Source organism: Chryseobacterium tagetis (assembly GCF_016735585.2).
Lineage (GTDB): Bacteria > Bacteroidota > Bacteroidia > Flavobacteriales > Weeksellaceae > Chryseobacterium > Chryseobacterium tagetis.
This window is the reverse complement of record NZ_JAERSE020000003.1, coordinates 738,696-753,448: the sequence shown is the minus strand read 5'-3', so window position 1 is coordinate 753,448 and position 14,753 is coordinate 738,696. Positions and strand designations below refer to the sequence as shown.

13 protein-coding genes are annotated in these 14,753 nt (G+C 35.8%); 6 read left to right on the top strand and 7 right to left on the bottom strand.

The genetic code is table 11. The features are described from left to right. Window positions 1-50 precede the first annotated feature (50 nt). Window positions 51-2,126: a T9SS type A sorting domain-containing protein gene (locus JI747_RS13450; RefSeq protein ID WP_225689408.1), complete on the bottom strand. Its 2,076-nt coding sequence runs from the start codon at window positions 2,124-2,126 to the stop codon at window positions 51-53. Window positions 2,127-3,008: 882 nt separating this feature from the next. Here JI747_RS13450 and JI747_RS13445 point away from each other — a divergent pair. Beyond that, window positions 3,009-4,115: a glycine-rich protein gene (locus tag JI747_RS13445; protein ID WP_225689407.1), complete on the top strand. Its 1,107-nt coding sequence runs from the start codon at window positions 3,009-3,011 to the stop codon at window positions 4,113-4,115. Between the two features lie 208 nt (window positions 4,116-4,323). Here JI747_RS13445 and JI747_RS13440 read toward each other — a convergent pair whose 3' ends face one another. Both JI747_RS13440 and JI747_RS13435 read right to left on the bottom strand, forming a co-directional pair. Next, window positions 4,324-4,833: a hypothetical protein gene (locus tag JI747_RS13440; RefSeq protein WP_225689406.1), complete on the bottom strand. Its 510-nt coding sequence runs from the start codon at window positions 4,831-4,833 to the stop codon at window positions 4,324-4,326. Between the two features lie 201 nt (window positions 4,834-5,034). Then, entirely contained in the window at window positions 5,035-5,916 is an 882-nt protein-coding gene (locus JI747_RS13435; RefSeq protein ID WP_225689405.1) for a helix-turn-helix domain-containing protein, read from the bottom strand. A gap of 396 nt (window positions 5,917-6,312) precedes the next feature. On the opposite strand from JI747_RS13435, the gene JI747_RS13430 reads away from it, so the two are divergent. The 5 genes from JI747_RS13430 (at window position 6,313) to JI747_RS13410 (ending at window position 9,975) form a co-directional block, all read left to right on the top strand. Continuing rightward, window positions 6,313-6,546 carry an alpha/beta hydrolase gene (locus JI747_RS13430; RefSeq protein WP_225689404.1) on the top strand — a complete coding sequence of 78 codons (234 nt, stop codon included), beginning with the start codon at window positions 6,313-6,315 and terminating at the stop codon, window positions 6,544-6,546. Window positions 6,547-6,711: 165 nt separating this feature from the next. Next, the gene (locus JI747_RS13425; protein WP_225689403.1) at window positions 6,712-7,797 is read left to right on the top strand and encodes an NADH:flavin oxidoreductase; all 1,086 of its coding nucleotides are present in this window, start codon (window positions 6,712-6,714) and stop codon (window positions 7,795-7,797) included. A gap of 371 nt (window positions 7,798-8,168) precedes the next feature. Further along, a complete protein-coding gene (locus JI747_RS13420; protein WP_225689402.1) occupies window positions 8,169-8,534 on the top strand; it encodes a DsrE family protein in 366 nt (121 codons plus the stop codon). A 77-nt stretch (window positions 8,535-8,611) separates the two neighbouring features. After that, window positions 8,612-9,499, top strand: a complete 888-nt coding sequence (locus tag JI747_RS13415; RefSeq protein WP_225689401.1) for a helix-turn-helix domain-containing protein — start codon at window positions 8,612-8,614, stop codon at window positions 9,497-9,499. Between the two features lie 8 nt (window positions 9,500-9,507). Further along, the gene (locus JI747_RS13410; protein WP_225689400.1) at window positions 9,508-9,975 is read left to right on the top strand and encodes a nucleoside deaminase; all 468 of its coding nucleotides are present in this window, start codon (window positions 9,508-9,510) and stop codon (window positions 9,973-9,975) included. A 69-nt stretch (window positions 9,976-10,044) separates the two neighbouring features. Here the strand turns inward: JI747_RS13410 and JI747_RS13405 are convergent, their stop codons facing one another. From JI747_RS13405 to egtD, 4 genes are read right to left on the bottom strand one after another with little or no spacing between them, the layout of a single operon-like run. Continuing rightward, window positions 10,045-11,613: an ABC transporter permease/substrate-binding protein gene (locus JI747_RS13405; protein ID WP_225689399.1), complete on the bottom strand. Its 1,569-nt coding sequence runs from the start codon at window positions 11,611-11,613 to the stop codon at window positions 10,045-10,047. After that, a complete protein-coding gene (locus JI747_RS13400) occupies window positions 11,610-12,530 on the bottom strand; it encodes an ABC transporter ATP-binding protein (protein WP_225689398.1) in 921 nt (306 codons plus the stop codon). Before JI747_RS13400 ends, JI747_RS13405 begins: the two co-directional genes overlap by 4 nt. 9 nt (window positions 12,531-12,539) lie before the next feature. Further along, window positions 12,540-13,730 carry an ergothioneine biosynthesis protein EgtB gene (egtB, locus tag JI747_RS13395; protein WP_225689397.1) on the bottom strand — a complete coding sequence of 397 codons (1,191 nt, stop codon included), beginning with the start codon at window positions 13,728-13,730 and terminating at the stop codon, window positions 12,540-12,542. Between the two features lie 15 nt (window positions 13,731-13,745). After that, window positions 13,746-14,726: an L-histidine N(alpha)-methyltransferase gene (egtD, locus tag JI747_RS13390; protein ID WP_225689396.1), complete on the bottom strand. Its 981-nt coding sequence runs from the start codon at window positions 14,724-14,726 to the stop codon at window positions 13,746-13,748. Window positions 14,727-14,753: the final 27 nt, after the last annotated feature.

The window sequence follows — 14,753 nt, the reverse complement described above, 5'->3', positions numbered from 1 at the left end:
AAACAAAGGACTTTAAAAAGCCCTTTGTTATTACTCAAGTGTAAAGTGTTTTAATTTTTGATAATTTTTTTAGTTAAAGTATTTCCACCTTTTAATTTTATTTCTACGATGTAAACTCCTTTAGGTGCAGATTCAAGGTCAATCTGATTGCTGCTGAATTTCACATTTAATTTCTGACCTGCAACATTGTAAACATTTACACTGTCAATTAAGGTATCAGCTTTGATATAAAGAATGCCTTTAGTTGGATTCGGGTAAATTCCTACGTTTATTTTCGGAGTATTCTCGGTAGTTCCCAGTGCTGTAAAATCTTTAATACATCTTACCGACTGTCCACCGTCTCTTCCCATACTGTTACTAATGGCAACATTCGGACTGATGTATAAATGCTGTCCGGATCCAGTATAAGGTGATGAAGTAGAAGACCAAAGATATAAACGTGTACCTGGTGAAAAAATTCCGCTATAGTCTTTCATTCCAGCAGGAACGAATTTTAAATTACTTGCTAAAGCTGAATTAATATCTGAAATATTTTCGGCACTTACAACATTTTCCACTTCACCAATGGAAGGAAGCCTCCAGTTAGTTCCGATTGCTTTACAAGGGTCAACTCCTTTTGTGCTGTTGGCAGAAGATGCTGTTTCTCCGTCCCATGTATCGCTTGTCTGACCGTTTGACCACCAGTTTGAACCTGAATTATAACCCGCAGAATAAAAAGAAGCGCTTCCTGCAGTAATTCCCTGAGGATTGTTAGGCGAAGGTGCTGTTCCGTTCAGAGCTGAATTTCTGTTTTGATGCCCGTCTGCCCATCTTCCCCATTGGAAAAGGTCACCGTAAGCATCTTCGTCGGTAAGTGAAGACGCTACTTTTGTACTTCCTAAGTTTTGCTGCAGCCAGATTTTCCCGTCCGCTCCTCTTACTGTAGTATATGTAATCGATTGCGCGTTATAATTAAAAGTTACGCAACCTGTATCCCCCGGTGTATTTCCTGGATCTGTATTGTTACAGCCCGGAGTCGTGTTGGTAGATAAAGCTATTCTCTTCACGATCGTGTTATCCTCAGAATAGGCTAAAACCAAATAATTATTGATATTGTCAACTGCAAGATCATTATAAGTAGCCTGTCCCGCAGAAATAAAATCTCCTCCAAAGGTCACCCAGTTTTGAGTGGCGGTATCTAACTTATATACTGTATTTCTTAAAAAATCATCATTTTCCCATCTGCTTGCTACTACATAAGGTGTTCCCGATGTGGTTACCGCCAATGCAACATGCTGTGTTTTCCCGCTTGAAAAATTGGCATTTCCGACCTGTGTCCATGAAGTTCCGTCAAATTTTTTAACGTTTACTTTTTTACCTGCTGAAGTCGTTGAAACATAAGCTACATAAAGATTATTATTCCCATCAATCGCAAGATCTGATGTGTATTGCTCCCCGGAAGAAGCATTATCAACAATAGCTCCGCCTACAAGAGACCAGGCATCAGATGCTGAAGCATTTACGCTATTCTGATACACTTTTAAGCCGCTGGAAACATTAGCTGTGTAGATCATATTGTTAGTTCCGATCACCATTTCTGCAAATTCGGCCCCACCGGAAAACCCTGCATCTCCTACCTGTTCCCAGGCTCCGTTTGTATAACGCTTTACAGTTCCGCTTCCATAACTTCCATAAGTAAATAATACATTGGAAGCAGAAACAGCAGAAGCCTGATAGTTTGTGGTAGTGGTTACAACTTTTGGTAAAACAGTCCATGAACTCCCATCGAATTGTCTTGCTTCAAAGCCTGTTCCCTGATTGGTATAATATATATTTGTTCCCGAATGATCAATTGATAATGAGTTGTAAGTGGCATAACTCGTCGTTATTCCGGCACTTCCTCCTACATAAGACCACGAAGTTCCGTTAAATTTCTGAACTGAACCTTTTGAAACAGACAGATCATAATAAGACAGATAATAGTTTCCTACATTATCTATCACAAGGTTATTAAAACTGCTTCCCCCGGCAGAAACAGCAGATACTCCTCCTACGTTTTCCCATTGTTGGGCATGCAGATTTCCCAAAACGAGTAATCCAACTCCTATTCCCCATTTTTTTAATAAGTGATGTGCAATCGTATACATAATTTATTTTTAATTATTCTAATTAACCACAAAAGTATACTAAGATGATGAAGCTTTATTATCATTATCCAACATATGATTATCATATTAAAGGATAATTAACTATTTATTAGAAAATAGTAAAGTGGATTAGGGTTTACTTAGATTTAAATTAAGGGAAATAATTCAGTTAAAATATTTGTACTGTGCTTTGGTACATTTAAGGAGATGATTACCAAATTTTATTAATTAAAAATGCTTAGTCACAATTTACGTCTAAGAATATTTATCTGTTTTCAAACAGTTAAAATTAGTCTTGGCAATTCTCACAAATTCCAAAACAACGGATAACACATTATATATATCCAATTCATTAAATATTTTATATTATTTTTTTTAATATATTCAATTTTTAATCATATATTACACATAAATTTATTTATTCTATATTTTAACATTTAAATAAGATAGCCTATGAAACAACATCTTTACAACATTACAAATCCTTTTTTCTTTAATTCAACCTGAAAATCAATAACAGGAAGTACACTATAATCTAGTAAAAAATACATTTATCTTAACAAACAACTAATCAATAAGAATTCTATAAATGTGAAAAAAATCTACTTATTTTTCTAGCCATTTTACTATCAATGCAACGTTTTGGGTTGCAGTATGAGTATGATGGTACTTCTCATTGTACAGGTAATGCGATACTATTTACAAGTGAGACAACTCCCAATTCCAGACAATGGATATATTCTCCGTCTGATTTTGCTACCGTATCTCCGTAAGGAAATATAGTAGCTGCTTATATGAACGCCTCTAGCGAATCACCAATTTAACGGTGAAAATGGGCGCAATGGGCTCAAAGCATATGTTTAATACTTTAAATTTTAAATCATGAAAAAAAATATACAACAATCGAAGCTTAAGATATGGGGATTAAAAACGAAAACCTCAGTTTTAATATTATTTGGTGCATTTTTGTCTGTTACTCAAGTACAAGCACAGACTTTCTCTTATACAGGAGCTGTACAATCGGTAACCCTTGCCGCAGGTTCATATCAGATAGAAATGTGGGGAGCTGATGGAGGTGATGCTCTTAGGGGAACAGGCGGTAAAGGCGGATATAGTACCGGAACTTTACAGGTTTCTACCTCTACAACTTATTATATTTATGTTGGAGGTAAGGGAAGCACGGCAACAAGCTCAACACAAGGCGGATGGAATGGTGGTGGTGGCTGTTTAGGTACATATACTACCGGGTATAACGGAGGAACTGGCGGTGGTGGAACTGATATCAGGACTACTCAAAATACGACCTATGCAGACAGAATAATTGTTGCTGGCGGCGGTGGCGGTGGTACCGGTTATAGTACTTATACTGGAAATGGAGGTAATGGCGGCGGCGCTACTGGAAGTAATGGAGGAAGTAGTCGCGGAGCAACTTATGTAGGTGGTGGTGGAAGTCAAACCGCAGGAGGTGCATCTGCAACTGGGGGAATAATCTCTTATTCTTTAGCCGGAGCATTAGGAACTGGTGGAAGCTATTCAAGTACAGGAACTTTGGGTGGTACTGCTGGTGGCGGTGGATATTATGGTGGTGGCAGTGGACACTGGGGAGGAGCCGGCGGTGGCGGTTCTTCTTATGTTGGAGGTGTAACGGGAGGTGTAACGATACAGTATGGCCAATCCGGTTTTATTACCAATCCTGATACTACGGGTAACGGGAGGGTTACTATCACTAATTCTCAGTTATCAACATCTGAGGTAAGTACAAAGAATGATATAAATATTTATCCCAACCCAGCGACAGATTTCTTAAACATAACAAAAGTTTCAGATAAAGCAACATATAAAATATATAACGTTGCAGGGCAGTTAGTAAGTCAGGGACAAATGAATGGTGGAATAATTAATGTTTCAGCATTGACAAGAGGTACTTATGTGATTGCTATTGAAGATAAAGGAAACGTTTTCTTTAAATCTAAGTTTATTAAGAAATAATAAATTATTTAAGTTTTGAAGAATCTCTCCTCTTACATGTAATCAATATTAAGATGCCTCAACTTCGGCTTAGAAGAAATTCATCAAGGAATAATAATTTTTTTTAAAATGAATAAGCTCTCAGAAATGAGGGCTTATTTTTTGTAAACACTTTAAAGATTTTTAAATCTCAACCCCGTAGAAACATCATTTAATGTTGGTTTTACGATTATTCTTCTATATAAAATGGAGCCGTTTTGTTATTATTTTTTTTCTGTCTAATGTATTGAAAAATAGCTCCCACGACGAATAGAATGAAAAGAACAAAAAGTGTCTTAGCTATAATTGGATCTTTTACATCCTTAGCCAACGGATTCCCCACCGGAATCCTTGTAAAAGTCTCATTAATGGTAGGAATCAAAGAAAGAAAAAAGCTAAATGAAAGTAAAAAGTTCTCGAAATACCGGGCTCTTTTATTTCTTTTTTTGCGTGAATAAAGAAAATATGCAGTTATGACCAAAAGAAGTATAAATAACGAAAAAACGTGACCAACATTGAAACCACCATGTTTCGAAATTCCTAATGCTGTAACAGAAGTGATAATGGTAGTATAAAAATAAATTTTTCCGGATAGCCCGTCCAAATTGATTTTTCCATATTTCACAAATCCCACTATTCCACTTACAATAGCCATAATACCAATAACGGTATGAAAAATTCCTAAACCTGATAAACCCATTTTATTATATTTTAATTATTCGTATTCAATTGAAAACTGTTTATTTACGATATTTCATTACCTCAAATGAACGATACAAAGTTGCGACAGCTGCACGAAAATGGTTTTGTGATTTGGTTCAGATTTTTGAGATTTTAGTTCAAAAAAAGCATTTTTGATTGTATTTAGAAATGCCTCTTCAGTTGTATATAATTATTTGATTTATTTACTTTTCCCTTCCTGCCGGTAATTTGTAGGAGTACTATGGAATTTATCACTGAAACTTTTTGTGAAAGTGGCAAGATCATTAAACCCGCAGTCAAAGGCGATATCGGTAATTCTTTCATCAGATATTAACAGTAGTTCTGCAGCTTTTTCAAGTTTCTTATTTTTAATATAATTTGCAGGTGTATCATTGTAGAGTTTAGCAAATTCTCTCTTAAAGGAAGATACGCTCAGATTATTTTGTTTAGCCAACTTTTCCACAGTCAATTGTGAGAATAAATTAGCTTCAATAAGTTGTTTAAAAGAATAAGCTGTTGGAGAAAAAAGTTGCGACAAAATCAACTGAATAGAATCAGCATTTTGTGACTGAGCCAGCAATAATACGATTTCCTTTAATTTAAGAGTCAGAATATCTTCATTAACGAGCGATGGATTTTCAAAATAAAAAAGAAGCCCTTCAACATACTTCTTGATGAGAAAATCATTGCCGGTTTTTTCATTGGATTTGGTTGAAATTAAATTCTTTGGTTGTTGAAAAAGTGAAGGCAGTTCCTTATCGTATATCCTCTTTAAAATGTCAGGATAAAAAGTAACAATAACGATCTGACAATTCTCTTCTTTTTTAGAATTATGAATCATTTTCCCTGAATTGATACAATTTAAAAACAGCGAATAATCCGAAGGAATACTGAGGCTGATCTCATCTGTTTTATATTGAAATTCGCCATTTAAAACATACAAAAAACAGGCTTGTTCAGCCACGGGAAAATCATATCTGAAAGGTGCTTTCAAATCAATTTTCTGCATCAGAGTTTTTCCGAACAATTCATATTTTTTGTAGTCGTTGACCATAATCTGTAAGAGGAATGCTTTTATCAAATATACAAAAGCGTTTGAGATTCCAATGGCATTTTGTTGTTAGCAAATTAATATTTTCCATTACTCTTTTACAGCCTTTAATTCACTGGACTATTTCATTGCATTGCTTATCTGTAAAACTTTCATCTTAAAGCGCAGCGCATCAAGTAACCTGAAATTTTTTCTGTTGTTTTTTCAAAAAAAATACGACGTATGTATTTCTGTAATAATACGATCAAAGTTTAAATGGCAGGATAGCTTAGCAACCGAATAAATATTCTTTTAAAAAGTCTCAAATTTTCCTTTAAAGATATCAACGTCTATTTCAACGCTCAAAATGTCCCGTTCGCCTATTTAATAGATGATCGCTGATTAGATATACAATATGTTTGTACTATAATTACTTAAAAAAATATAATGAAAACACTGGAAGCCAAACTTGCAAAATCACCGGATATTTGGGTACCTACCGTTACGCTTGAAGGTGATGCCAATGGTGCTGCATTTCCGCTTCCTGAAAATTATGCTTCTAAATATAAAGGGAAATATGTACATCATACTTTAAAAGGAGGAATAGGACACAACTTGCCACAGGAGGCTCCAAAGGAATTTGCAGATGCTATTGTTGAGGCAGATTCTTTGTCCAGATAAGTCCGTATTTATAAACATAATAGATGGGAATATTGTTTTATTTTCATACTTGCACATATAAAGAGATCCATCATATAGTAAAAATCATCCATTTTTAACGACTCGTTAAAAGACCAAATTTGTAACAGACAAAAATTGATAAGTAAAACCAAAAATTTAAACAAAATGTCTGTTTCTGATTTATTTAAACCTCTTACATTTCTTCACGGTCCTGCAATGGGAAACCGGTTTATGTTGGCCCCGCTGACAAGTCAGCAAAGTAATTTTGATGGTACCGCATCCCAGTATGACCAGATATGGATGGAACAATTGGCACAGAGCGGTTACGGATTAATCCAAACCAGCGCATCTACTGTGGAAGCCGGAGCCATTGCATTTGAACGTCAGTTGGGAATCCATAGTGATCTGCATTTACCCGGGCTGACCAAAATGGCAACAGCAATTCGTGAGGGAGGTGCATTATCTGCAGTACAATTGCATCATGCTGGACATCGTGCTGTTCCCTCATTAGGAGGAATTCCAGCTCCTGCATCAAATAAAACACTAAAGAATATTAAAGCTATTTCCACGGAAGAAGTGGAAAGAATCCGAGACAGTTTTATTGAAGCGGCAAAAAGATCACAGTTAGCAGGATTTGACGGAGTTTCTGTTCACGGTGCTTTTGGCTGGATTTTATCTGAATTTCTGTCTCCAAATCTAAATGACAGAACGGATCAATACGGTGGCACTATAGAGAACCGTGCAAGATTTACCATTGAAGTGATTGAAGGAATCAGAAAAGCCTGTGGTTCTGATTTTCAGATTGGATGGCGATTATCAATTGAACGTTATGGATTGCGTTTGGAAGAATTACGTGAAATTACAGCCGAAATTTTTAATAAAGAATTAATCGATTATCTGGATTTGGCACTTTGGGATTCGGCACAGCTTGTAAGGGAAGGAAGCTTTCAGGGAAAAACAATGTTGAGCGTTTTTACCGAACTCCCAAGAAAAGGTGTACGTTTAGGTGCTGCCGGAAAAATAATGAGCGCGCAACGTGCCGGAGAATTGCTGGATGAAGGCTGTGATTTTGTATTAATTGCAAGAGCCGGAATTCTTCAAAGAGATTTTCCGCTTCAGGTAAAGGCGAATCCTATGTATGACAGTCCGAAATTGCCTGTGACCGCAGATTTTCTTCGTAAAGGCGGACTGAGCGAAAGATTTATTGAAACGATGAGGGGTTGGCAAACTTTTGTAAAACCGGGGTCATAACGAATTTGAATTTTCTATTTAATAATTTAAAATAAAGCGAACTTTAATAAAAAAGTTCGCTTTTTCTATTTTTAGAAGCTCTTTTTCGGTTTCGGCGAGGCGGCTTTGCCGCCTCGCCGAAATCGAAAAAAAACGGAAACGGAATCTGAAACCAAATATTCAATCGTAGACTGCTGTCATAGCCCCGATAGAAACGGCATCCTTTTTTGTTGCGGCTGAAGCAAAGCGGAAGCCGTGACAAAAAAGATATAGTGGATAGCGGGATGAAGCTACTGGAAAACAACTTAAAAATCTCCATTACAAAGTAAAAATCATCCATTCTTTAGCGACCGTTATTCACACACCTTTGCAGTGTAATTAAATTTTATACAATGAAAAAAACAGCAATTATTATTCTTTCTGACCCAAAATCTGGTTCGGAAGAAGCATTGGGAAGAGTGTTCAACGCTTTGGCTTCGGCTTACGAATTCAAACACGCAGGTGAGGATGTGAAAATCATTTTTCAGGGAACGGGAATCAGATGGCCGGAACAATTGGAAAAAGCAGACCATCCTGTTCACGGGCTTTACAGTGAAGTGAAAGATTATGTTCACGGGCTTTCGAAAGGTTGTGTAGCCGTATTCGGGACTGAAGTTTCCGGGTATGAACTATTGAACGAGAACGAGGTTCCGGGAACTCCAGGATTGCCAAGTTTCCTAAATTTAAGAAATGAGGGTTACGATATTTTGATTTTCTAATCTTGTTTTGAAACTGCCTTTTGAAATTTTTCGGAGGGCAGTTTTGATTTAAAAATAATAATTAAATTGCAGATACAATGTTATCACAATCTGTCTATACGCTCGTGAATGAGCAGAACGGGAATCTGGCTTTCAAGCTTTTTGAGTTTGATAACAATAGCTATTTTGACCATATTCAGCGGAATAATTATTTTACTTTAATCCTTATTACTTCGGGAGAAGGCGTTGCGACGGTTGACCTTTGTGATTATTCTTTCAAGGAAAACACGTTGTTTGCATTGTATCCGTATCAGCCTTTTATGTTGCAATCTGCGAAACAGATTATGGGAATTTCGATACAGTTTCATCACGATTTTTTCTGTATTTACAGGCATCATAAGGAAATTGCGGCCAACGGGATTTTGTTCAATAATGTGTATCAAAAACCTTTTATCAGTTTAGATGAATTTAGTAAAAGTTCTATTTTGAATTTGATTAACGGAATTGCTAATGAACTTAAGAATGATGCTTTCAGAAAAGATGAAGTTTTGATTTCTTATTTAAAAATTTTACTGGTTACAGCAACAAGAATTAAACTGGAACAGCAAACGATTCAGAATTCTGAAACAACTCATATCAAGCAACAGTTTGTCATTCAGAACCTTAAAAATGCGATTGAGGAGAATTTCCGCACAAAACATTCAGCCAGTGATTATGCGGATCTGTTGAATCAGACCCTTGCTTCTTTGGCCAGAATCACGAAAAATCATTTTAATAGAACGCTTTCTGACCTGATTACGGAACGAATTATCATTGAAGCTAAAAGAGAACTGTATCTTACTGATAAAACCATTAAAGAAATCGCCTATGAATTGGGATATGACGATGAATATTATTTCAGCCGGCTTTTTAAGAATAAAACGGATATTTCGCCCCAGATTTATAGAAATACCATCGGTTTCAACAGAGGTTCAGCATCTCATTAAAAATAAAAATGGATAAGTATAATGAATATATGCTTGAATGCATTGAACTTGCAAAACAGGCTTTGAAAAAAGGAAATCCGCCAGTCGGTTCCGTATTGGTTTTTGAAGATAAAGTTATCGGCAGAGGAATTGAATCAGGAAAATCAAGCGGAGATATTACACAGCACGCAGAGATTTTAGCAGTAAAAGATGCTTTGAAAAATGGTTACAGAGATGTATTGGAACAGTCTGTAATGTTTTCCACACACGAACCCTGCATCATGTGTTCTTACCTCATCAGACATCATAAAATTAAAAAATTAGTTTTTGGAGTTTCGGTTCCTTTTGTTGGTGGACAGTCTTCTGAGTTTAAGATTTTAGAGACAGAAAATATTCCGAAATGGGGGAAAAGACCTAAAATAGAAACGGGTATTTTACAACGTGAGTGTGAGGTTTTGAATGAACAGTTTACAGCATATCTTGCTAACCAGAAATAAGAAATCAAAGTTTCGGTACTGATAGATTTTTATTTATTTCATCGAAATTATATTTCATTTTTACAATCATTATTTTGAATCCATATAATTTTTCAAATCCGAAATATTTTTGATTTTCAGCTCCTCTGCTTGTTTTCTTCGCATCATCAAAGCATAAGAATTATTGAAACCAAGCGGTTTCAGCCATTCTATTCCATATTGTTTTTGAAATTCTGAATTTACATAAAGAAAAGTTTTTTCCGGACTTTTAGAAACTTCTTTAATCTTTTTTTGTGAAGGCTTCAGCAAAACCAAAAGTCCGGTTCCTGTATATTCAGGATAAAAATCAATGGCATCATTCATTAAAGCATCGAAGCAAATTTTCGTTCCGCCTAATCCAGTTTTCGTTTCCACTTTATAATCTGTATAACCTTCAATCAGCATTTTGTAGATTTCAGTAAGAATATATTGTTCGCCAAAAATCTTGGACCCGATCTTTACCGTTTGAGAATTTCCTTTACGTGGATTTTTATATAAATTGATTTTAATTAAAAAATCCTTAGCAATTTTTTCAGGCGTCTGATTCAGATAATCTGATTTATAATTCAAATCGGTCATTATTGAATCATTGAATTTTGCTGATAACAGATTCAATGTTTTTTCCAATTCGGGAAACTTCTCCAGTGTTTTCGTTTTAATAATCGGAGCAGCAAAATAAGGTGGAAAAATCTTCTTATCATCCCCCAGAACATACAAATCAAAAGCCTTGATTCTCCCGTCTGTTGAATAACCGCTAATTAAATCCAATTCCTTTTCATAAGCTGCTTTGTACATGATTGCATCGCTTACAATCACCGGATGCACATTCAATCCATACACCGAACGAAGTCCCAGATCACCGTCCTGTCTTCCCATAAATTCAGGTGTAAAACCTGCTTTCAGTTTATTGGTATCAGAAACAGATGTTATCAAATAAATTATTCCAATACTCAGTAATAAAACCGGAACAATATATTTTAATTTTCTTAATAATTGATAACCAGATTTCTGCAAAACCGCAATAATTTGGTCCAATAAAACGGCTAATAACGCAGCCGGAATTGCTCCGGCCAAAATCATATTTGTATTATTTAATGAAATCCCTCCAAAAATAAATTCACCTAAACCTCCTGCTGCAACAAACGACGCTAAAGTTGCCACACCGACATTAATTACGGCTGCCGTTCTTATTCCTGCAATAATTACAGGCATTGCCAACGGAAGCTCGACCTTGAAAAGCATTTGCTTGGGGTTCATTCCCATCGCTTTTGCCGCTTCAATAACAGTTGGATTAACTTCTGTAATTCCCGTATACGTATTTCGGACGATAGGTAAAAGGGCGTAAATCAGCAGTGCAACGATTGCCGGAGTTGCTCCGATTCCAAAAGCCGGAATCATAAAACCGAGTAAAGCAATACTGGGAATAGTTTGTAAAATCCCTGCAATTCCTAAAATGGGACTTGATAATTTTCTTCTTCGGGCAATTAAAATTCCTAATGGAAGACCCACTAAAATAGCTAAAAACAGAGACAAAAAAGTAAGTCCCAAATGCTGAAGGACCTGACTCAGCAATTTCTCGTGCTGTTCTAAAACAAATTGCCAAAAACTCTGTCCGCTCATACAATTGCTAATTTTCGATACTCGTTAAAAGCTTTCATCAGGTTTTCATAATCTTTTGAAAACAAATGATCTGAACTTAATTTCTGTAAAGCATCCCAAAGATTCGTGTTTTCTGAAAATTGAAATTTTTCATACAAATGCGCAAAATTAATCTCGGTTTTTACATCATTTAAAGTCGCCACTTTATATTCCAGTAAAAGTCGGTTTTCAGAAAAAAAATCCTTGACAAAATCATTTGCAGGACGATATAACATCTCTTTCGGAGTTCCTGTCTGAATAATTTTTCCTTTATCCATTAAGCAGATTTTATGACCTAATTCAAATGCTTCCTGAACGTCATGAGTAACCAGAATAATGGTTTTATTTTTTAATTCTTCCAAAGATTTAAATTCCGAATGAATATTTGCTTTTGTAATATTATCCAGCGCTCCAAAAGGCTCATCCATCAATAAGATTGCGGAATTAGCAATTAAAGCTCTTGCTATGCCTACCCTTTGTTGTTGGCCGCCGCTTAATTCATTTGGAAATCTTTTGAGAACATCTTCTGAAAGATGAAGTTTATCAAGTAATTCTTCAGTTCGCTTTGCCGTCTTTTTTTTATCCCATTTTAGTAAATCGGGAACAACAGCAATGTTTTGCTCAACAGTATAATGCGGAAATAACCCGGAATGCTGCATGACAAAGCCAATTCTCATTCGCAAATCCTCCACTTTCTGATCACGGATATTTTTTCCGTTAATCAAAATGCTGCCGGAATCTGATTCTATAAGTCGGTTGAGCATTTTCAAAGTTGTCGTTTTTCCGCAACCGCTCAGTCCCAAAAGAACCAATATCTCCTTATCATTAGCCTGAAAGGAAATATGGTCAACTGCTTTTTTTCCGTCAAAACTTTTTGAAACTGATTCTACTGTAATCATAGGCAGAAATTATTGTCCAAGTCTGATTCCTGTAAACTGCCATTGCATATTGGTCGGAAAAAAATTACGATAAGTATTTCTGCTGTGACCGACCGGTGTTGCTACTGAACCACCCCGCAAAACAGTTTGATTGACCATAAATTTCCCGTTGTACTCTCCTACTGCCCCAACTTCTTTTTTAAATCCGGGATATGGCAGATAAGCAGAATTCGTCCATTCCCAACGTTGTCCCCAATCAAAGCAATCCGATGCAACTTCCCATTCTGCTTCAGTTGGCAGACGTTTTCCCTTCCAGGAAGCAAATGCAGAGGCTTCAAAAAAATTGATGTGACAAACGGCTTCCTCCCAATCGATTTCCTGCAAGCCATGTAAGGTGTAATGCATCCATTTATCATCGATAAAATGCCAGTATAGTGGAGATTTTGCTTCATTTTCTTTTACCCAGTCCCAACCTTCAGCGTGCCAATGGCGGAAATCCTGATAACCACCTGCATTTATAAATTCCAAATATTCCTGATTAGTAACCAACTGACTGGAGATTTGAAAGTCATTGAGATAGACTTTATGTCTTCCCAATTCATTATCAAAACAAAAACCTTCTCCTTTAAAACCGATTTCATAAACTCCTTCAGAAAAACGGAGCATTTCTGAATCTCCAACGCTTTCTTTTTTAGAAATACTTTCCTTTTTATAAGGCGGAAATAAAGGATTGTGCCCTAAAATATATTTAATATCCGTCAATAATAATTCCTGATGCTGCTGTTCGTGGTTTAAACCTAATTCCAATAGAGATTCTAAAGATTCTGTAAGATATCCGCTTTGAAGAAATCTATTCATTTTTTCATCAACATATTCGCGATACTTAAAAACATCCGATACGGAAGGACGACTCAGATTTCCTCTGTCTGTACGGATTACGCGAGCTCCTATGGTCTCATAATAACTGTTGAACACAAAATTATATTCCGGATCATAAACTTCGTACCCTGGAAAATGAGGCTGCAAAATAAAGGTTTCAAAAAACCAGGTTGTATGACCCAAATGCCATTTCGGTGGACTTACGTCAACAATCGGCTGAACAACATAATCTTCTATTTCCAGAGGTCTGCAGATTTCCACGGAATGATTTCTGATTTCTGAATATTTTTCCGCCCAGTTTTTTATGGGATTTATATTTTTTAACAATGAATCTGTTTTCATAAAAATCATTTTAAATTATATCATCCAAATAGAATCTACAAACCAGTTTTTTGAATCTTTAATCTCATTAAGAATATGAAACCCTGAATCTTTTGCCAGTTTTTTAATATCTTGTTCTGAGAATTTTTGTGAGATTTCCATATCGATCAATTCGTTTTCTTTGAAATAAAATGAACGATTTTCTATCTCGACTTTCTGGTCACAAAGACTTACCAGAAAACTTCTGCAGGCTCCTGAAACCGGATCATAAGTCTGATAATGCTGAAACTGCTCCACCTCAAAATCGGCATGCAATTCACGATTGATTCTTGTGAGAAGATTAAGATTGAATGAAGCTGTAAGTCCTGCAGAATCGTTGTAAGCAGCAAGAATCGTGTGGGGATTTTTCTTTAAATCAAAACCTAACAGAAATAAATCGCCGGGATTGAGTTTTCTCTTCACTTCACCGCAAAAATGTCTTGCTTCTTCTATATCCATATTTCCGATGTTTCCCCCTAAAAAAAGAACAATCTTTTTTCTTTTTGAAATGTAAGTTGCTTTGTCGAGCATATCAAAATATTCACCTTCCAAAGGAAAAATTTTTAATTCGGGAATTTTTTGATTCATATTTTCCTGCAAAACAGACAGAATATTTCCTGAAATATCGATAGGCATATAGGTAAAATCTGCACCTTTTTCCACCAATTTTTTAAGAAGAAAAGACGATTTCATTGCATCTCCGGCTCCTAATTCAATCAGATCAAAAGATTCATTGATATTGGAAATTGCTTTAACAATTTCGTCTGTTTTATTCTGAAAAATATCTAATTCGCACTTGGTAAGATAATATTCCGGCATAGCCATAATCTTTTGAAAAAGATGGTCACCTGTTTTGTCGTAAAAATATTTTGAAGATAATTTTTTAGGATCCTCGGAAAGACCTTCCCATACCTCCGAACGGAACCTGCGGGAATCATCATTTTTGATCTGAATATCCTGCTGTAACTGTATATTCATAGCTTATATTTTGTTTGGTTTTTAAGT